Below are 19,207 nucleotides of genomic sequence, written 5' to 3' on the forward strand. Positions count from 1 at the left end.
GCGGCCCCTGACGTGACGCTGACGCCGACCCGGACGACCTTGACGGCACGCTGACGCCGCTGGCGGGAGTGGCTGGAAGGAGCCGTCAGAAGGGTGTCAGGAACGGGCGTTCGGGCTGTTCGAGAACGGCGCGGCGCGGTCTCATGGAAGGGATTTCCAGGAGGAGCTGATGTCCGAGTACCGCCCGCCTGCGGCCGCCCGGGTCGTGGTGGGAGTGAGCGGCTCGCTGGGCGGTGCGACCGCCCTGAGCCGGGCCGCCGTGGAGGCCAGGCGCCGGGGAGCGGAGCTGTGGCCGGTGCTGGCGTGGGAGCCGCCGGAGGGGGATCTCGCCGCGCGCAGGTTCCCGGCGGCGACCGCCCTGGTCCCGGAGTGGGAGCGGCTGGCGCGCGAACGGCTCGTCGAGGCGCTGCGTGCGGTGTTCGGCGGCACGGACACCGGGCAGCCCGGACAGGCGCTGGTCGTCCGGGGCGCGCCCGGGCCTGCGCTGGTACGGACCGCGTCCCGCGAGGACGACATCCTCGTCGTCGGTGCGGGGCGGCGGGGCCGCCTTCACCGGGCACTGTGGCCGTCCGTCAGCCGCTACTGCCTCGCCCACGCGACGTGCCCGGTCCTCGCGGTGCCACCGTCGCCGTTGCAGGCGGAACTGACGGCCGTACACCGCCGGAACGCCTGGCGGCTGCGGCTGAACACCGGCCATCTGGAACGGGAGTTGCACATGGTGCCGCCGGAGTCCTGAACGGTTGCCACGCACACCGGTGCCGGCGGGGTGCCGCTCTCTGCGGGACGGTCGCCGCCCTGCGGTACGGCTGCCCGCGGCTACGGCGCGCATGAGGGTGCGGCGACTGCAACTCCCCAGGGGCGCGGGGAACTGCGCGACCAGCCCACGACTGCCGTCAGCCGCCCGACACCACAAGCCCCCCAGGACGCTCGCGCTCCGGCGCGGTCGGGACAGCGAGCACCATGGTGAGACCCCCACCCGGCGTGTCCTCGGCGAGCAGCGTGCCGCCGACCGCCTCGGCGAACCCTCGGGCGACGGCGAGGCCCAGCCCGACCCCCACCCCCCGCGGAGCGTCCCCGTAGCGCTGGAAGGGTTCGAAGATGCGGTCCTTGGCCTCGTCCGGGACGCCCGGACCGCGGTCCACGACCCGCACCTCGACCCGGTCGGCGAGGGCGCTCGCGGAGACCAGGACCGGCTCCCCCGGCGGGCTGTACTTGACGGCGTTCTCGACGACGTTCGCGACCGCCCGCTCCAGCAGGCCCCGGTCGACGTACACCATCGGCAGGGTCTCGGGGATGTCCAGCTCCACGCTGTCCTCGGGCACCCCGCCGAGCGCCATCGGCACGACCTCGTCCAGGTCGCTCTCCCGGATGATCGGGGTGACCGTGCCCGTCTGGAGGCGGGACATGTCCAGGAGGTTGCCCACCAGGTGGTCGAGCCGGTCGGCGCCTTCCTCGATGGCCTCCAGCAGATCCGCCTGGTCTCTCTCCGACCACTCGACGTCGTCCGAACGCAGCGACGTGACCGCGGCCTTGATACCGGCGAGCGGGGTACGCAGGTCGTGGCTGACGGCGGCCAGCAGAGCGGTGCGGATGCGGTTGCCCTCGGCCAGTTCCCCGGCCCGGTCGGCCTCGCGCTGCAGCCGCTGGCGGTCCAGGACGACGGCGGCCTGTGCGGCGAACGCGGCCAGCACCCGCCGGTCGGCGGCGGGCAGCACCCGGCCGCGCAGGGACAGGGCCATGTGGTCGCCGACGGGTACGTCGACGTCCGCGTCCTCCGGGATCCGCGCGGGCTCAGGGCCCACACTGCCGGCGCACGTCCACGGTGCCGTCTCGCCGGTCCGCTCCAGCAGGGCCACCGACTCCATCCCGAAGGTCTCGCGGACCCGCTCCAGCAGCGCCTCCAGGGTCGTTTCGCCGCGCAGGACGTGCCCGGCGAGGAAGGAGAGGATCTCCGACTCGGCGCGCAGCCGCGCCGCCTGATGGGTGCGGCGGGCGGCCTGGTCCACCACCGAGGCCACGGACGCGGCGACGCCGAAGAACACCGCGATGGCGACGATGTTCTTCGGGTCGGCGATCGTCCAGGTGTGCACCGGCGGGGTGAAGTACCAGTTCAGCAGCAGCGATCCGACCACCGCCGAGGCCAGCGCCGGGAACAGGCCGCCGAGCAGGGCCGCCGCGACCGTCAGGGTCAGGTACAGCAGCATGTCGTTGGCGAGGCCGACGTCCGGGGCGGCGCCGGTGAGGAGCCAGGTGAGCGGGACCGGGCCGAGCACGCCCACGACCCAGCCCCAGATGACCCGGGGGCGACCGAGCCGGGCACCGCGCGCCACCGGCAGTCCGCGGCCCTTGCCGACCTCGTCGTGGGTGATGAGGTGGACGTCGAGGTCGGGGCCGGAGTCACGCGCGACCGTGGCGCCGACGCCGGGCCCGAAGGCGTACTGCCAGCTGCGGCGGCGGGAGACGCCGAGCACGATCTGGGTGGCGTTCACGCCCCGCGCGAAGTCCAGCAGGGCGACGGGTATGTCGTCGCCGACGACATGGTGGAAGGTGCCGCCGAGGTCCTCCACGAGGGTCCGCTGGACGGCCAGCTCCTTCGGGGAGGCCGAGGTCAGACCGTCGCTGCGGGAGATGTAGACGGCGAGCACCTCGCCGCCGGCGCCCTTCTCGGCGAGCCGCGAGGCACGCCTTATCAGGGTGCGCCCCTCGGGGCCGCCGGTCAGGCCGACCACGATCCGCTCCCGCGAACCCCAGATGGTCGACACCCGGTGCTCGCGTCGGTACTCGTTCAGATACTCGTCGACCCGGTCCGCCACCCACAGCAGGGCCAACTCCCGTAGCGCCGTGAGGTTTCCGGGCCGGAAGTAGTTGGACAGGGCCGCGTCGACCTTGTCCGGCTTGTAGATGTTGCCGTGCGCCATACGGCGGCGCAGCGCCTGGGGCGACATGTCGACCAGCTCGATCTGGTCGGCACGGCGTACGACCTCGTCGGGGACGGTTTCCTGCTGCCGCACCCCGGTGATCGACTCGACCACGTCGCCCAGCGACTCCAGGTGCTGGATGTTGACGGTCGAGATCACGTCGATCCCTGCGGCGAGCAGCTCCTCCACGTCCTGCCAGCGCTTGGCGTTGCGCGAGCCGGGGATGTTGGTGTGCGGCAGTTCGTCCACGAGCGCCACCTGGGGGCGGCGCGCGAGGACGGCGTCCACGTCCATCTCGGTGAAGACGGTGCCCCGGTACTCCAGTTCCCTGCGCGGCACCTGTTCCAGGCCGTGCAGCATCACCTCGGTGCGGGGCCGGTGATGGTGTTCGACGAAGGCCACGACGCAGTCGGTGCCCCGCTCGATACGGCGGTGTGCTTCCGACAGCATCGCGTACGTCTTGCCGACGCCGGGTGCCGCGCCGAGGTAGATCCGGAGCTTGCCGCGTGCCATGTCGTTCCTAGGGGGTCATTCCTCGAAGCGGTAGCCCATGCCGGGCTCGGTGATCAGATAGCGGGGCTGGGAGGGGTCCGTCTCCAACTTGCGCCGGAGCTGGGCCATATAGACCCGCAGATAGTTGGTCTTGTTGCTCTGCGAGACCCCCCAGACCTCCTGGAGCAGCTGTTTCTGGGTGATCAGCCGGCCGGGGTGGGTGACCAGAATCTCCAGCAGATGCCACTCGGTCGGGGTCAGCCGTACGTCCCGCCCGGACCGTACGGCCTTCTTGGCGAGCAGGTCGAGGCTGAAGTCCGCCGTCTCGACCAGCGTCGTCTCGGGGACAAGCGGGGTGTCCCCGGTACGGCGGACCGCGGCCCGCAGCCGGGCCAGGAGTTCGTCCATGCTGAACGGCTTGGTGATGTAGTCGTCCGCGCCGGCGTCGAGGGCGGCCACCTTCTCGTCGGAGGCCTGCCGGGCGGACAGGACCAGCACCGGCACACGGCTCCAGCCACGAAGACCCTTGATGACGTCGACGCCGTCCATGTCGGGCAGGCCGAGGTCCAGCAGGACCACGTCGGGCTGACGTGCGGCGGCGAGCCGCAGGGCCGTGGCACCGTCGGGGGCGGCGTCCACGCCGTAGTGCCGTGCCTGCAAGTTGATGACGAGGGCCCGTACGAGCTGCGGGTCGTCCTCCACCACGAGCACCCTGGTCATGGGTGTGTGTCTCTCCTGTCATGGCTGCGGGAGCCGGCACCCCGAGTACCCCGAGGTGCCGGCTCCCGTTGCGAATCGCGTAAGGCCGTCACCTCTTGGCCACGAGGTCCTTGAGCGCGATGTTGAGTTCGAGGACGTTCACCTGCGGCTCACCGATGAAGCCGAGGGTGCGTCCCTGGGTGTTGTCCTTGACGAGCTTCTCCACCGCGGCGACGGACAGCCCGTTCTTCGCGGCGACCCGGTGGACCTGGAGTTCGGCGTACTCCGGGGAGATGGCCGGGTCCAGTCCGGAGCCGGAGGAGGTGACGGCGTCGGCGGGGACGTCGGACGGCTTGACCGTGTAGCCCGGGACGGAGTTGTCCTTGACCACGGCGGCCTTGGCTGCGAGCACCTGGGCGCAGAGCGTCTTGTCCGCGGGCTGGTCCGGGCACTTGCCGTTCACCGCGCCGCTGTCGGCGGAGAGGTTGGTGGCGCCCGACACGAGCAGCTTGTACTGCGTGTTGACGCTGTTCGCGCCGAGGCCGTTGGCCGGGCGGCCCTGGAACCACTTCAGGTCCGGGTCCGGGGTGTCCTGGCCCTTCTTCAGCGGCAGGTTGTACGACTGCCCGATCAGGGACGAGCCGGCGACCTTGCCGTCCGCCTTGATCTCGGAGCCATTCGCCTTGTTGTTGAACAGCGCCTGGGCGATGCCGGTGACGACCAGCGGGTAGATGACGCCGGTCACCAGGGTCAGCACGAGGAGGGCCCTGAGGCCCGCCCCGAGCAACCGTGCGGTGTTCGTTACGGAGTTGTTCATGGCGATCAGCCGATTCCGGGAATGAGGGAGATGAGCAGGTCGATGATCTTGATGCCGATGAAGGGCGCGATCAGGCCGCCGATGCCGTAGATCCCGAGGTTGCGGCGGAGCATCTTGTCGGCGCTGAGCGGCCGGTACCGCACCCCCTTCAGGGACAGCGGCACCAGCGCGATGATGATCAGCGCGTTGAAGATGACCGCCGAAAGGATCGCGGAGTTGGGCGAGGACAGGTGCATGATGTTCAGCTTGTCCAGGCCCGGGTAGACCGCCGCGAACAGGGCCGGGATGATCGCGAAGTACTTCGCGACGTCGTTGGCGATGGAGAACGTGGTCAGCGCACCGCGCGTGATCAGCAGCTGCTTGCCGATCTCGACGATCTCGATGAGCTTGGTCGGGTTGGAGTCGAGGTCGACCATGTTGCCGGCCTCCTTGGCGGCCGACGTACCCGTGTTCATCGCCACGCCGACGTCCGCCTGCGCGAGGGCCGGGGCGTCGTTCGTGCCGTCACCGGTCATGGCGACCAGCTTGCCGCCGGCCTGCTCCCGCTTGATGAGGGCCATCTTGTCCTCGGGGGTGGCCTCGGCGAGGAAGTCGTCGACGCCCGCCTCCTCGGCGATCGCCTTCGCGGTCAGCGGGTTGTCACCCGTGATCATGACCGTCTTGATGCCCATACGGCGCAGTTCCTCGAACCGCTCCCGCATGCCTTCCTTGACGACGTCCTTCAGGTAGATGACACCCAGCACACGGGCACCCTTGTCGTCGTTCACGGCGACCAGCAGCGGGGTGCCGCCCGCCTCGGAGATGCGGTTCGCGATCGTGTCCGCGTCCTCGGCGACGGTGCCGCTCTGCTCCTTCACCCAGGCGATGACCGAGGCCGTGGCACCCTTGCGGATCTTGCGGCCGTCGACGTCCACACCCGACATACGGGTCTGGGCGGTGAACTCGATCCACTCGGCATGCGCCAGCTCGCCCTGGTGGCGCTCGCGCAGCCCGTACTTCTCCTTCGCCAGGACGACGATGGAGCGGCCCTCGGGGGTCTCGTCGGCCAGCGACGACAGCTGGGCCGCGTCCGCGACCTCGGCCTCCGTCGTACCGCGCACCGGCACGAACTCGGCGGCCTGCCGGTTGCCGAGCGTGATCGTGCCGGTCTTGTCCAGCAGCAGCGTGGAGACGTCACCGGCGGCCTCGACCGCGCGGCCCGACATGGCCAGCACGTTGCGCTGCACCAGGCGGTCCATGCCCGCGATGCCGATCGCGGACAGCAGGGCACCGATGGTGGTCGGGATCAGACAGACCAGCAGGGCGACCAGCACGACCATGGTCAGGTGCGTGTGGGCGAAGGTCGCGAACGGCGGCAGGGTCGCCACCGCCAGCAGGAACACGATGGTCAGCGACGCCAGCAGGATGTTCAGCGCGATCTCGTTCGGCGTCTTCTGCCGGGCCGCGCCCTCGACCAGGTTGATCATCCGGTCGATGAAGGTCTCGCCGGGCTTCGTCGTGATCTTGATGACGATCCGGTCGGAGAGGACCTTCGTACCGCCCGTGACGGCCGAGCGGTCACCGCCGGACTCACGGATGACAGGGGCGGACTCACCGGTGATGGCCGACTCGTCCACCGAGGCGACACCCTCGACGACGTCACCGTCGCCGGGGATGATGTCACCGGCCTCGCACACCACCAGGTCACCGATGGTCAGCGCAGTACCGGGCACCTGCTCCTCGGACGTACCGTCCGCGAGCAGCCGGCGCGCGACGGTGTCGGTCTTGGCCTTGCGCAGGGTGTCGGCCTGCGCCTTGCCCCGGCCCTCAGCGACCGCCTCCGCCAGATTGGCGAAGATCACCGTCAGCCACAGCCAGGCGCTGATCGCCCAGCCGAACCAGTCGCCCGGGTGCTGGAAGGAGAAGACGGTGGTCAGGATGGAGCCGACCCACACCACGAACATCACGGGCGACTTGACCATCACCCGCGGGTCGAGCTTGCGGAACGCGTCCGGCAGCGACTTGACGAGCGCCTTGGGGTCGAAGAGGCCCGCTCCGACACGGCCCTCGTCAGGCTTGTGCCCGGTGGGGACGTCACTGTGCGGCGCCCGGGTGGGAGTGGCTGTGGACATGGAGTCCTCTGAGTTCTCTATGCGGGTGGTCATCACGCCAGCCCTTCCGCGAGCGGGCCGAGAGCCAGGGCCGGGAAGTACGTGAGACCGGTGATGATCAGGATCGCGCCGACGAGCAGGCCGGTGAACAGCGGCTTCTCGGTGCGCAGGGTGCCCGCGGTGACCGGGACCGGCTTCTGCTCGGCGAGCGAGCCCGCCAGCGCCAGCACGAACACCATCGGCAGGAAGCGGCCGAGCAGCATCGCGAGACCGGTCATGGTGTTGAACCAGTCGGTGTTCGCGTTCAGGCCGGCGAAGGCCGAGCCGTTGTTGTTCGAGGCCGAGGTAAAGGCGTACAGGACTTCGGAGAAGCCGTGCGCGCCGGAGTTCAGCATCGAGTGCGGCGGAGTCGGCAGGGCCATGGAAGCCGCCGTGAAGACCAGCACCAGGGCGGGGGTGATGAGGATGTAGCAGGCGGCGAGCTTCATCTCGCGGCCGCCGATCTTCTTGCCCAGGTACTCGGGGGTACGGCCGACCATCAGACCGGCGATGAACACCGCGATGACCGCCATGATCAGCATGCCGTAGAGGCCGGAGCCGGTGCCGCCGGGCGCGATCTCGCCCAGCATCATGCCGAGCATCGCGATGCCGCCGCCGAGGCCGGTGAAGGAGGAGTGGAAGGAGTCCACCGCGCCGGTCGAGGTGAGTGTGGTCGAGGTCGCGAAGATCGACGAGGAGCCGATGCCGAAGCGGACCTCCTTGCCCTCCATCGCGCCGCCCGCGGCCTGCAGCGCCGCGCCGTGGTGGGCGAACTCGCTCCACATCATCAGCGCGACGAAGCTCAGCCAGATGGTGAACATCGTGGCGAGGATCGCGTAACCCTGCTTCACGTTGCCGACCATCACGCCGAAGGTGCGGGTCAGCGAGAACGGGATCACCAGGATCAGGAAGATCTCGAGGAGGTTGGTGAACGGCGTGGGGTTCTCGAAGGGGTGGGCGGAGTTGGCGTTGAAGTAGCCGCCACCGTTCGTGCCGAACTCCTTGATCGCCTCCTGCGAGGCCACCGCGCCGCCGTTCCACTGCTGCGAGCCGCCCATGAACTGGCCGACCTCGTGGATGCCGGAGAAGTTCTGGATGACGCCGCAGGCGACCAGGATCACCGCGGCGATCGCGGCACCCGGCAGCAGGATGCGCAGCGTGCCGCGCACCAGGTCGGACCAGAAGTTGCCCAGCTCACCGGTGCGCGAGCGGGCGAAGCCGCGCACGAGGGCGACGGCGACGGCCATGCCGACGGCGGCGGAGACGAAGTTCTGCACGGTCAGACCGGCGGTCTGCACAACGTGCCCCATCGCCTGCTCGCCGGAGTACGACTGCCAGTTCGTGTTCGTCACGAACGACACGGCCGTGTTGAACGACTGCGCCGGGTCGACCGACGAGAAGTTCATCGAGCCGGGCAGCACGCCCTGCAGCCGCTGCAGCAGGTAGAGGAAGAGGACGCTGGCGGCCGAGAAGGCGAGGACACCGCGCAGGTATGCGGGCCAGGTCATCTCGGTGTCGGCGTTGGCACCGATGGCCTTGTAGATCCACTTCTCGACGCGCAGATGCCCCCGCGAGGAGTAGACCTTGGCCATGTAGTTGCCGAGAGGAACGTAGGCGAGCGCCAGTGCGCCTATGAGGGCGAGCAGCTGGAGCACGCCGGCGAGTTCGGGACCCATGTCTTGTCTCAGAACCTCTCCGGGTAGATCAGGGCGAGGACGAGGTAGCCCAGCAGGGCGACGGCCACGACCAGGCCGACAATGTTCTCGACGGTCACAGCTTCGTCACCCCCTTGGCGACGAGGGCCACCAGCGCGAAACCCGCGAGCACGGCGACGACGAAGGCCAGATCGGCCATCGCGAACTCCTGGAGTGAGGTTCGGTTGAAACGGACGGTACGAGGAAAACGTCTCCTTGGCGGGATCCGGCCGCCCGTTGACGGGGCTCTTACGGGTGCCCGTATGGCTTTGACGGGACTCTTACGCCGACTGCCCCCTACCGGCGGGTAAGGGACAGTGACCGTCGGTGACCTGGCTCACTACAGCCGGAAGCGCAGCCGGCAGATCACCGCGTCCGTCTCCCGGCGCACCGCGTGTGCCACGACCGCGCCCCGCTGGTTCTGCAGCAGGCGCTGCCACAGCCGCTCCGGCTCGGCCTCCGGGATCAGCACCGTGACCTGGGTACCGGGCTCGGCGGCAGCCACCTCACGGACGTACGCGGCGATGGGGCGCCCGAGCGTGCGGCGCTGGCAGGACAGCCGTACCAGCGGCACCCCGGGGTCCCAGTCCGCCCAGGCGCGCTCCAGCGCGTGCAGGTGGGCCCGGTCCTCGGGGTCCGGATAGCACACGGTGACGGCCCGGACCTCGTCACCGAGGGAGGTGGCGGCGGTGAGCGCCTCCGAGGTCAGCCGGGACAGCGTGGACACCGGGACGACCACCAGCGAGCGCTCGCGGTGCGGGACCTCGGGGATGCGACCGAGCCCGAGCCGCTCGCCGATCCGGCCGTAGGCGCGGTGCACGGTCTCGAAGGCGGCCACCAGCAGCGGCAGGGCGATGACGATCAGCCAGGCACCTTCCTCGAACTTGCTCGCCGTGACGACGACGGCGGCGACACCGGTGAGGACGGCACCGAACCCGTTGAGCAGCGCCTTCCCGCGCCGGCCCCGGCCCCGCTCCAGACGCCAGTGCCGGACCATGCCCACCTGGGCGATGGTGAAGCCGACGAAGACACCGATCGCGAACATCGGCACCAGGGTGTTGGTGTCACCGCCGGAGAAGACCAGCAGCGCGGCAGAGACGACGGCGAGCGCGAGGACGCCGTGCCGGTGCACCTGGCGGTCGGCCTTCAGCGCGAAGACGTGCGGCGCGTAGTTGTCACGGGCGAGCAGCTTCAGCAGCACCGGCAGCCCGCCGAAGGAGGTGTTCGCGGACAGCGCCAGCAGGATCATCGTCGCGAACTGGATGACGTAGAAAGCCCAGTTGTGGCCGAGCGCGGCGTCCGCGAGCTGGGCGAGGACCGTGACGCCCTCGACGGGCTGGAGGTGGAAGCGGCCGATCAGCACCGACAGGCCGATCAGCATCAGGCCGAGTACGGCGCCGAGGGCCACCTCCGCACGCTGGGCCCGGCGCACCCGCGGCACCCGGAAGGAAGGGACGGCGTTGGCGATGGCCTCCACGCCGGTCAGCGCGGCGCACCCGGAAGCGAAAGCTTTCAGCAGAAGGAGCGCGCCCACGCTGGAGGCGTTGTCCGCGACGACGGAGGCGTGTCCGGCCGCGGTCACCGTGCTCACGGGGTGGGAGCGGAACAGCCCGACAACGATCAGTACGAAGACCGAGCCGACGAACACCACCGTCGGCACGATGAACGCCTTCGCCGACTCCACGATGCCGCGCAGATTGACGCCCGTGATCAGCGCGAGCACCGCCAGGCACAGCCACAGCCGGTCGCCGTAGAGGGAGGGGAAGGCGGAGGTCAGGGCCGCCACGCCCGCGGTCACCGCGACCGCGACGTTGAGCACGTAGTCCAGCACCAGCGAGGCGGCGGCCACCAGGCTCGTGCGCGCGCCCAGATGCGTCTTCGCCACGGCGTACGACCCGCCGCCGTCCGGAAAGGCCGCGATCACCTGCCGGTAGGAGGCCACCAGCACCGCCAGCAGGGCGGCGATGGCCAGCGTGACCGGCATCGTGAAGCCGAGGCCGTGGGCGCCCGCGGCGGCGAGGACAAGGACGATCGCCTCGGGGCCGTAGGCCACCGACGCCATCGCGTCCAGCGACAGGGCCGCGAGCCCCGTGACGGCGGTCAGCCGGTGACGCTCGCCGGTATCAGGCGGCTCCTCGCCGGCGGGGACGGCATCCGGCTGCTCGGTGGTCAGGACGGACATGGACGCGTGCTCCTTATTTCCTTGCGTGCGCGGGTGCACCCAGGTTCTGTCTGTTTACGCCCGAGTCCGACTTCTCCTTGCGGCATCTTCGCGCCCAACCGGTCGACCTTGACGTGATCTTGACGGGCTTCGGCCCGACACCTCAGCCCCTCCGGTTCTGCGGATGCGGCTGCACTCCCGTCATGAGGATGTCCACACCGCGCCGAGTCGTGGCCAGGACCACCCGGTCACCGGCCCGCGGCACCGACGGCCCCGACGGCGAGCACCCGCCACTCGTTCTCCCGGAACGCCTCGTGCACCGAGCGCCCCGGTGCGTTCACCTCCGCGCCGGGCCCGCCGTGTCCAGCGCCGCCCCCGTCTGGTCGGCCAGGGTCACCGCCACCAGGCGGGCCTGGAGCGGTAGTACGGGGCCCGGGCCGGGGGTGAGCATGAAGCGGCCGACGTAGTGGCCGTTGCCGTAGGTACGCAGCTCGATCTCGCCCTCGGGCCAGCCGTCGGTGTCCGGATTCCAGGTGCGCCGGCCCACCGTGACACCACCGTCCGTCTCCAGCCGCGGCGGCTTTCCCAGCAGGGTGCCGTACTCGAAGCGGCAGGCGCGCAGGCCGAGGAGTTCGGTCAGCTCGCGGCGGACGTGGTCCACCACGATGTCCGCGGAGTTTGCCGTCTTCGCGAGGTCCGCCGTGCGGTGGATGCGGGCGAGATGGGCCGCGTCGGTGACCGTGACGACCTCCAGCCGACGTGCCCGGGCGGCCAGTTGGGACACGAGGACGCCGACGGCCAGGAGCAGCACCGCCGTCTCGATGTCGGCGGACGCGGTGATGTCGAAGGTCTCGTACGGCCGTGTCAGGAAGAAGTCGAACCAAGCCGCCGCCGACAGGGCCGCGGCCACTCCCGCCGTACGGCTGCCGAGCGCGGCCACCGCGACGACCACCACGACGAGGATCAGCGCCGCGTTCGTGTGCGTCACGCTCGTACGGAACGGGACGAGAACGAGGGCCACCAGGAAGGGGGCGACGAAGGCCGCCGCCAGGGCGAGCCGGTCGCGCAACGGCCAGGCCCACACTACGCGGGCTTCCGTACGGAGCGGCTTCCAGATGCCGGTCACAGCGCTCATCAAGGGCCTCCTACGCTCTGCTCGGACGCTTCGGCACCCACCCGCCGGCCCGCGAACGGCAGCGACACCACCATGGTGAGGCCGCCGCCCGGAGTGTCCTCGGGGCTGAGGGTGCCGTTCATCGCCTCGGTCAGGCCGCGCGCGAGGGCGAGGCCGAGGCCGAGTCCCGTGGTGTTGTCGGTGTCGCCGAGCCGCTGGAACGGCTCGAAGAGGCGGTCGCGGCCATCGGCGGGGAGTCCGGGCCCCCGGTCCACCACCCGCAGCTCCACCCGCCCGGCCAGGACACTGGCGGTCACCAGCACCTGTTTCCCGGGCGGGGTGTGCCGGGCGGCGTTGCCGACCAGGTTGGCGATCACCCGCTCCAGCAGCGGCGGATCGGCCAGCACCGCGGGGATGCCCTCCATGTCCGTCACCCGCACCCCGGGCACATCGGCCAGCGCCAACGGCAGCACCTCTTCCAAAGTGGTGGCCCGCAGGTTCAGGGTGAGGGCGCCCGCCTCCAGCCGGCTGAGGTCGAGGAGGTTCTCCACCAGGCGGTTGAGCTTGGCCATGGACTCGTCGGCGGTGGCGAGGAGCTCGTCGCGGTCCTCGTCGCTGAAGGCGACGTCGCGGCTGCGCAGCGAGGTGACGGCGGCCCAGCCGGCGGCCAGCGGCGTGCGCAGGTCGTGACCGACGGCCCGCAGCAGGGCGGTGCGCAGCCGGTCGGCGGCCTTCACGGGTTCCACTTCGGCGGCCGCCTCGGCCAGCCGGGCCCGCTCCACCGCCGAGCCGACGTGCGCGGCGAACGCGGCCAGGACGCGCCGCTCGGAGGAGGAGAGGGTACGACCGCGCAGCACCAGCCAGGCACCGGGGCCGGCGGGGACGGCCGTGGCTCCGGCAGCATGGGAACCGGCCACGTGAGGCACGACCGTAGGGGACCCGCACGCATCGGCCCCGGCCACGTGGAGGCCGGCCGAAACGAACACCGCCCCAGAGGAAGCGGAATGGAACCCGGCCGCGCGAGGCCCACCCGCCTCGGACCCGGCCGCGTGCGGCCCGGCCTCATGGGACCCGACCGTGTGGGACCCAGCCGCATCGGCCCCCGCCACGTAAGACCCACCCATATCAGCCCCGCCCACATGGGACCCAGCCCCATCGACCCCCACCACGTAAGACCCACCCGTATCGGCCCCGGCCACATGAGGCCCAGCCCCATCGACCCCGCCCACATGGGACCCAGCCCCATCGCCCCCGCCCACGCAAGACCCACCCATATCGGCCCCGCCCACATGGGACCCGGACGCGTGGGACCTGACCACGTGCGACCCGAACACCTGGGCCCCGCCCGCATCGAGCCCGCCCGCATCGAGCCTGCCCGGGTCGAGCCTGCCCGCATCGGGCCCGGCCGCGTCGGGTGGCTCGTCCACCAGGTCCGCCGACTCCATGCCGAAGGTCTCGCGGGTCCGCTCCAGCAGCGCCGGGATGGTCGCCTCGCCGCGCACGATGCTGCCGGCCAGGGACGACATGGTCTCCGCCTCGGCCGTGGCCCGCGCGGAGCGGCGCGACAGCCGCAGGGAGCGGTCCACGACCGCGGCCACGATGGCCGCGACGACCGCGAACACCGTCAGCCCCACCAGGGCGTTGGGATCGTTCAGCGTGAAGGCACCGATGGGCGGGATGAACCAGTAGTTGAGCAGCAGGGACGCCGTCACCGACGCGATCACCGCGGAGGCGACCCCGCCTATGCACGCCACGCCCACCACGGCCAGCAGGAACAGCAGGGCCTCGCTGGTCAGGTTCAGCGTGCCGCGCAACTGGGCGAGGAGGGCGGTGAGGAGCACGGGCAGCACCAGTCCGGCCACCGGTCCGGCGATCAGCCGGGCGGTCGACAGCGTGCGCCGCCTGGACGGCAGGAGGGTTCCGCGGCCGGCCCGCTCATGGGTGACCCGGTGGACGTCGATGTCCCCGGACAGCTCGGTGACCGTCTCCCCGGTGCCGGGCCCCGTCAGGAACCGCGTCAGCCGCCCCCGTCTGCTGGTGCCGAGGACCAGCTGGGTGGCGTTCTCGGCACGCGCGAACTCCACCAGGGCGGTGGCCACGTCGTCGCCGACGACCGAGTGGTAGCTGCCGCCCAGGTCCTCCACGAGCCGGCGCTGCCGGGCCAGCGAGGCGTGCGAGACGCCGGCGGCGAGGCCGTCGCTGCGCGCCACGTGCACGGCCAGCAGATCCCCTCCCGCGGACCGGTCGGCGATCCGGGCGGCCCGCCGTACGAGCGTGTCGCCCTCGGGCCCGCCGGTCAGCGCGACGACGACCCGCTCCCGGGTCTCCCACACCCGCCCGATCCCGTGCTGCGACCGGTACTCCTGCAGGGCCTCGTCGACCCGGTCGGCCGTCCACAGCAGCGCCAGCTGGCGCAGGGCCTGAAGATTGCCGGGTCGGAAGTAGTTGGCGAGCGCGGCGTCGATCTTCTCGGGAGCGTAGATGTTCCCGTGCGCCATGCGCCGGCGCAGCCCCTCGGGGGGCATGTCCACCAGCTCGATCTGCCAGGCGCGCCGTACGACCTCATCGGGCACGGTCTCGTGCTGCGGCACCCCCGTGATCTTCTCGACGACGTCGTTGAGGGACTCCAGGTGCTGGATGTTCAGCGCGGTGATCACCTCGATACCGGCGTCGAGCAGGGCCTCGATGTCCTGCCAGCGCTTGGGGTTGCGGCCCTCGCCGGGGACGTTGCTGTGCGCGATCTCGTCGACGATCGCCACCTGCGGCCGGCGGGTCAGGACCGCGGCCAGGTCCATCTCCTGGAACTGTCCCCCGCGGTAGCTGCAGCTCGCCCGGGGGACGGTGTCCAGGCCGTCGAGCATCGCCTCCGTGTGCGGGCGGCCGTGGCACTCCGCGAACCCCACCACCACATCCGCCCCGCGGGCGGCACGGCGCCGCCCCTCGTCGAGCATCCGGTAGGTCTTGCCGACCCCCGGGGCCGCGCCGAGGTAGACCTTCAGTCGTCCGGGCCGTACGTCACTCATCGCCGCCGACGCGCTCCGCTCACTGATCCAACTCCCCGTCACGGGAGGGTTTCTCCCTTCAAGGAAGCCGCTTCGCGGGGCGGCAGGTTCGATTGTTAGCGATTCTTTGGCGTCACCCCCGTGGACCTTGACGCTGTCTTGATGCGATCTGGCCCGATAGGGTGAGGGCAGGTGTGCCGGGAAGTCTGGTCGGCCGGGAAGCCGAAGCGGCTCCCCGTGGTAGCCCCAGGGGGACGGCATGCGCAGCGTCGGTACGGTACTCGCCCTCGTGGTCCTCGCCACGGTGGTCGCCACCTTCGCGCGCCGCTGGCGCATTCCCGCCCCCTCCCTGCTCGTGGTCGCCGGTCTCGCCGTGGCCCTGCTGCCGGGCACCCCGCAGATTCAGATCAGCCCGCAGATCATCGGCCTGGTCGTCCTCCCGCCCCTGCTGTACGCGAGCGCCGAGGACATGCCCTGGCGGGAGCTGCGCGCGGTGTGGAAACCGGTCGGGATCCTCGCGATCGGGCTGGTACTCGCGTCGGCGGCCGCGGTCGCCGCGGTGGCTGCCTCGGTCACTCCTCTGTCCTGGCAGATGGCGTTCGTCCTCGGCGCGGTACTGGCCAGCACCGACCCCGTAGCCGTGACCGCGCTCGGCCGCCGCCTCGCCCTGCCCCCACGCGTGCAGGTCCTGGTCCAGGCCGAGAGCCTGTTCAACGACGCGACCTCCTTGGTGCTGGTCCGGGTGGCGGCGGGCATCGCCATCGCCTCGGCCGCCGCGGACTGGGGCTCGGCGAGCGGGGAGTTCTTCGTGCTCGCGGGCGGCGGCACGGTGATCGGGACAGCGGTGGCCGGAGTGATCACCCTGATCCGCCGTCGCACCGAAGATCCGGTCCTGGAGACGGTGATCGCCCTGGTCACGCCGTACGCCGCGTACCTCCTCGCGGAGGCGGCACACACCTCCGGCGTGACCTCGTGCGTGGTCGCCGGGGTGGTGCTGGGCGGCAGGGGCGACCGCCTCACCAACGCCCGCATCAGACTCCAGCTGCATGCCGTGTACGGCACGGTGGTGTTCCTGCTGGAGAGTGTGGTGTTCAGCTTGATAGGGCTGGCACTCCCCGGGGAGGTACGGGCTCTGGCGGACGGCGACCGTTCCTGGCCCCTGTACGCCCTGGCCGTCGCTGCCACCCTTGTCGCCGTGCGACTGCTCTGGCTGGCCCCCCTGTCGGCGGTGGTCCAGCGCAAGGGCGGGATCGGCCGGCTGAACTGGCGGATACCGATGGTGCTGACCTGGGCAGGCACGCGCGGTGTGATGCCGCTGGCCGCCGCGCTGTCCATCCCGGAGGTCGCGAAGAACGGCAGCCCGCTCACCGACCGCCCCCTGGTCCTGGTCCTGACCACATCGGTCGTAGTGGTCACCCTGGTCGTCCAGGGCTTCACCCTCGCCCCCGTCGTCCGCGCCTCCGGCATCGCCCTGGAGCCCGCGCACACCGCCCGCGAGGAGGCCCAGGCCCGCTCCCACCTCGCCCACGCCGGCCTGGCCCGCCTGGAGGAACTCGCGGAACTGGAGGTCGTACCCGACGTCGTCCTGGACCGCCTGCGTCGCGGCCTCACCGCCCGCCTCGACGACGCCCGCGACCGCCTCGCCGACAACGGCACCGACGGCGCGGGCAGGGAGTCCGCCGACCGCGTCTACCGCCAGCTCCGACGCGACCTGATCGCCGTCGAGACGGGTGAGCTGCAGCGCCTGTACGACGCCCACACGATCAGCGACACGACCCGCCGGCGCCTGCAGCGGGCCCTGGACCTGGAAGAGGCGCGGCTGTCGGACGTCTGACAGGATCCCCGCCCCGCGACTCCACGGGACCCGGCTGCTTCCGTAACCGCGCTGACGCCTCCGCCCTGCGTCTGCCTGGGCGCCGTCCGGCTGTTCTGGAACCTGCGGCAGATCAGCGGACGAACCGGCCGGCCCGGCCCGACGGGCCTCCGCGTGATCGCCGTCCTGTACGTAGGGCCTGCCCCACCTCATCCCCGGGGGCTTGTCGGCGTGTCTGCGGCCGGCCGAGCGTGATCCGCTGTTCGCACGTGAATCGCGCGAGAGAAGGCGGACAGTTGAAGGCACGGATCGGATACGCCGCGTGGGTCGCAGGCGTGGTGCAGTTCTTCATTGCCCACGGGATCGTCGAGTCGGCGTGGGCAAGGCCGTACAGCTGGGCGCGGAACAACATCAGCGACTTGGGTAATGCCCACTGCGCCATGCAGTCGGAACCCGCGCCACGCTACATATGCTCGCCCGAACACGGCCTGATGAACGCCTCGTTCATCGCTCTGGGGACGCTCCTCGTCGTCGGTGTCGCCTCGACCGGTGCTCTGTGGCGCAAAAACGCGACCGCGATGGCCGCCCGGTGCCTGCTGGCCTGCGCCGGCGTGGGATTCGCGGTGGCCGGACTGGCACCCGCCGATGTCCACGAGAATCAGCATGTCCTGGGTGCGCTGCTCATCATGGCCCTCGGCAACACCGGGCTTCTGCTGGCGGGACTCGGCCTGACGGACGATGTGCCGGGACCGCTGCGCTGGGCGACCAGCCTGCTGGGAGCAACGGCGATCACGGCCTTCGTGCTCTTCCTCTCCCACCGCTGGCTCGGACTCGGGATGGGCGGCATGGAACGGGTAGCCGTGTTTCCCCTTCTGGTGTGGGCGCTGTCAGCCGGTGTCCGCGGCCTGTTCGTGCGGCCGGACGGAGCCACCCGCCGGGCCTGACCCGGCCGGCCGAGCGCTTGTCGAGCACCGCTGTCAGCCGAACTCGGCCAGCCTCGGGCGCAGCCCCAGCAAGGTCAGCAGGGCGGCCGCCCCCACCAGCCCGCCCGCCCACGGCAGCAGATCGCTCACCGCCGAGCGGCCGTCCTGCACGGACGACGTGAAGTGGGCGCGGTTGATGTCCGTCACCTGGTCCAGGGCGGACATCCAGGCGCCGAAATGGACGTTGGAGGTGCCCGGTTCCCAGCCCATGCAGAACTCGACCGCCTCGCGTTCCTTGCCGGATGCGAACAGGGCGCGGATCTTGCGGTCGTCGCGCTGGTAGACGGCGTACGACTCGACCGTCTTCTCGGCCGCGTCCCGCTCGCCGGAGAAGGTGATGTTGTCCAGCTCGCGACGGAACTCGCCGGTGAAGCGCAGGTCGTGGTGATCGGCCTGGTACACCTGCCAGGTGGTGGCCAGTTGCGCGTCGTACGTCGACAGGGTCGCACCCTTGAGGCCGTACAGCTGCTGGGACTTGGCCAGGAACGTTTCCTCGTACTGTGAGCTGCGCTCGAGGTCGAGCAGATAGCGGCTCTCGTCCGCGTTGGCGTCGTAGGCGATGGCGCGGGCGCGGGAGAGGGCGACGACGGAGTCGAAGGCGTCGTGGCGGGCCACGCGCAGGTGCGTGGCCGAGGCGGACAGCAGCTGGGTGCCGAGGATCACCGCGAGCAGGGTGGAGAGCGTGGCCGCCAGTACGCCGGGGTTGAGGATGCGGTGGAAGCGGCGGAACAGGTACCACTGCAGGACACCCAGCACCGCCAGCAGCATGGCGCCGAGTGCGAGCAGGGCGGTGAGCTGTGTGGAGAGGGTGGAGTGGGTTGAGGTGTACTCCGCCTCGAAGGCCTTGTCGTTCGAAGACACCAACGTGTTTGCAGCGGGGAGGAGTTGGGTGCGCAGGAGGTCCGTGGCGCGGCGGTAGTCGGCCAGGGCGGCCGGTTTGCCGCCGTGGTGGCCGTCGTTCTCCAGGGCCCGGCCGATCAGTTCCTGGTACTCGGCGAAGCCGTCGGTCAGCGACTCCACGGTCTTCTCGTCGGCCGGGCTGCCCTGTGCGGCCACGGCGAGGGTGCGCAGGTCGTGGCCTATCGCGCGGCGGGCGTCGCCGTAGAAGCCGACGGCTTTGGTGTACGGGGTCTGCAGCCGGCCGTTTCCCGCATCGCCGTTCGACAGCAGGATGTTGGCGGCCTGGGCGTCCATGTCGTTGAGGGCGAGGTCGAGGTCGGCGGCGCTGGTCGTGCGCGGTGCGTCCCGGCCGCTCACCCGGTCCCAGGTGCCGTTCAGCGCGAGCCCCGCCACGAGCAGCAGCCCGGCCACGGCGGCGGCCAGCAGGAGCGCGGCCGCGCGCAGAAGGCGCAGCCGCGCGGGCACGGTGGCCCAGTAGCGGCGGC

The 19,207-nt window shown here is 71.0% G+C and carries 13 protein-coding genes; 3 read left to right on the forward strand and 10 right to left on the reverse strand.

What is annotated here, in order from left to right; genetic code table 11:
- Positions 1-169 precede the first annotated feature (169 nt).
- Positions 170-736: a universal stress protein gene (locus tag M878_RS68180; protein ID WP_023547865.1), complete on the forward strand. Its 567-nt coding sequence runs from the start codon at positions 170-172 to the stop codon at positions 734-736.
- Between the two features lie 157 nt (positions 737-893).
- Here M878_RS68180 and M878_RS68185 read toward each other — a convergent pair whose 3' ends face one another.
- The 9 genes from M878_RS68185 to M878_RS99975 form a co-directional block, all read right to left on the reverse strand.
- Positions 894-3,431, reverse strand: a complete 2,538-nt coding sequence (locus M878_RS68185) for a sensor histidine kinase (protein WP_023547866.1) — start codon at positions 3,429-3,431, stop codon at positions 894-896.
- A 15-nt stretch (positions 3,432-3,446) separates the two neighbouring features.
- A complete protein-coding gene (locus tag M878_RS68190) occupies positions 3,447-4,130 on the reverse strand; it encodes a response regulator (protein ID WP_023547867.1) in 684 nt (227 codons plus the stop codon).
- Between the two features lie 88 nt (positions 4,131-4,218).
- Positions 4,219-4,926 carry a potassium-transporting ATPase subunit C gene (locus M878_RS68195; RefSeq protein WP_023547868.1) on the reverse strand — a complete coding sequence of 236 codons (708 nt, stop codon included), beginning with the start codon at positions 4,924-4,926 and terminating at the stop codon, positions 4,219-4,221.
- Positions 4,927-4,931: 5 nt separating this feature from the next.
- Positions 4,932-7,070: a potassium-transporting ATPase subunit KdpB gene (kdpB, locus tag M878_RS68200; protein WP_023547869.1), complete on the reverse strand. Its 2,139-nt coding sequence runs from the start codon at positions 7,068-7,070 to the stop codon at positions 4,932-4,934.
- Positions 7,070-8,731, reverse strand: coding sequence for a potassium-transporting ATPase subunit KdpA (gene kdpA, locus M878_RS68205; protein ID WP_023547870.1), 1,662 nt, complete (start codon positions 8,729-8,731; stop codon positions 7,070-7,072). Before kdpA ends, kdpB begins: the two co-directional genes overlap by 1 nt.
- An 8-nt stretch (positions 8,732-8,739) precedes the next feature.
- Positions 8,740-8,829, reverse strand: a complete 90-nt coding sequence (gene kdpF, locus M878_RS92930; protein ID WP_023547871.1) for a K(+)-transporting ATPase subunit F — start codon at positions 8,827-8,829, stop codon at positions 8,740-8,742.
- Between the two features lie 260 nt (positions 8,830-9,089).
- The gene (locus M878_RS68215) at positions 9,090-10,931 is read right to left on the reverse strand and encodes an APC family permease (RefSeq protein WP_023547872.1); all 1,842 of its coding nucleotides are present in this window, start codon (positions 10,929-10,931) and stop codon (positions 9,090-9,092) included.
- Between the two features lie 316 nt (positions 10,932-11,247).
- Positions 11,248-12,045, reverse strand: coding sequence for a DUF4118 domain-containing protein (locus M878_RS68220; RefSeq protein WP_023547874.1), 798 nt, complete (start codon positions 12,043-12,045; stop codon positions 11,248-11,250).
- Positions 12,045-15,047: a sensor histidine kinase gene (locus M878_RS99975; RefSeq protein WP_023547875.1), complete on the reverse strand. Its 3,003-nt coding sequence runs from the start codon at positions 15,045-15,047 to the stop codon at positions 12,045-12,047. Before M878_RS99975 ends, M878_RS68220 begins: the two co-directional genes overlap by 1 nt.
- Before the next feature lie 238 nt (positions 15,048-15,285).
- On the opposite strand from M878_RS99975, the gene M878_RS68230 reads away from it, so the two are divergent.
- Together M878_RS68230 and M878_RS68235 are read left to right on the forward strand one after the other, a co-directional pair.
- Positions 15,286-16,860, forward strand: a complete 1,575-nt coding sequence (locus M878_RS68230; RefSeq protein WP_023547876.1) for a Na+/H+ antiporter — start codon at positions 15,286-15,288, stop codon at positions 16,858-16,860.
- A 275-nt stretch (positions 16,861-17,135) separates the two neighbouring features.
- Positions 17,136-17,783, forward strand: a complete 648-nt coding sequence (locus M878_RS68235; RefSeq protein WP_023547877.1) for a DUF998 domain-containing protein — start codon at positions 17,136-17,138, stop codon at positions 17,781-17,783.
- Positions 17,784-17,816: 33 nt separating this feature from the next.
- Here the strand turns inward: M878_RS68235 and M878_RS97550 are convergent.
- A partial coding sequence (locus tag M878_RS97550; protein WP_023547878.1) for a hypothetical protein occupies positions 17,817-19,207 on the reverse strand: 1,391 nt, incomplete at its 5' end.

This window comes from Streptomyces roseochromogenus subsp. oscitans DS 12.976 (assembly GCF_000497445.1).
In the GTDB taxonomy this organism is placed as follows: Bacteria; Actinomycetota; Actinomycetes; order Streptomycetales; family Streptomycetaceae; genus Streptomyces; species Streptomyces oscitans.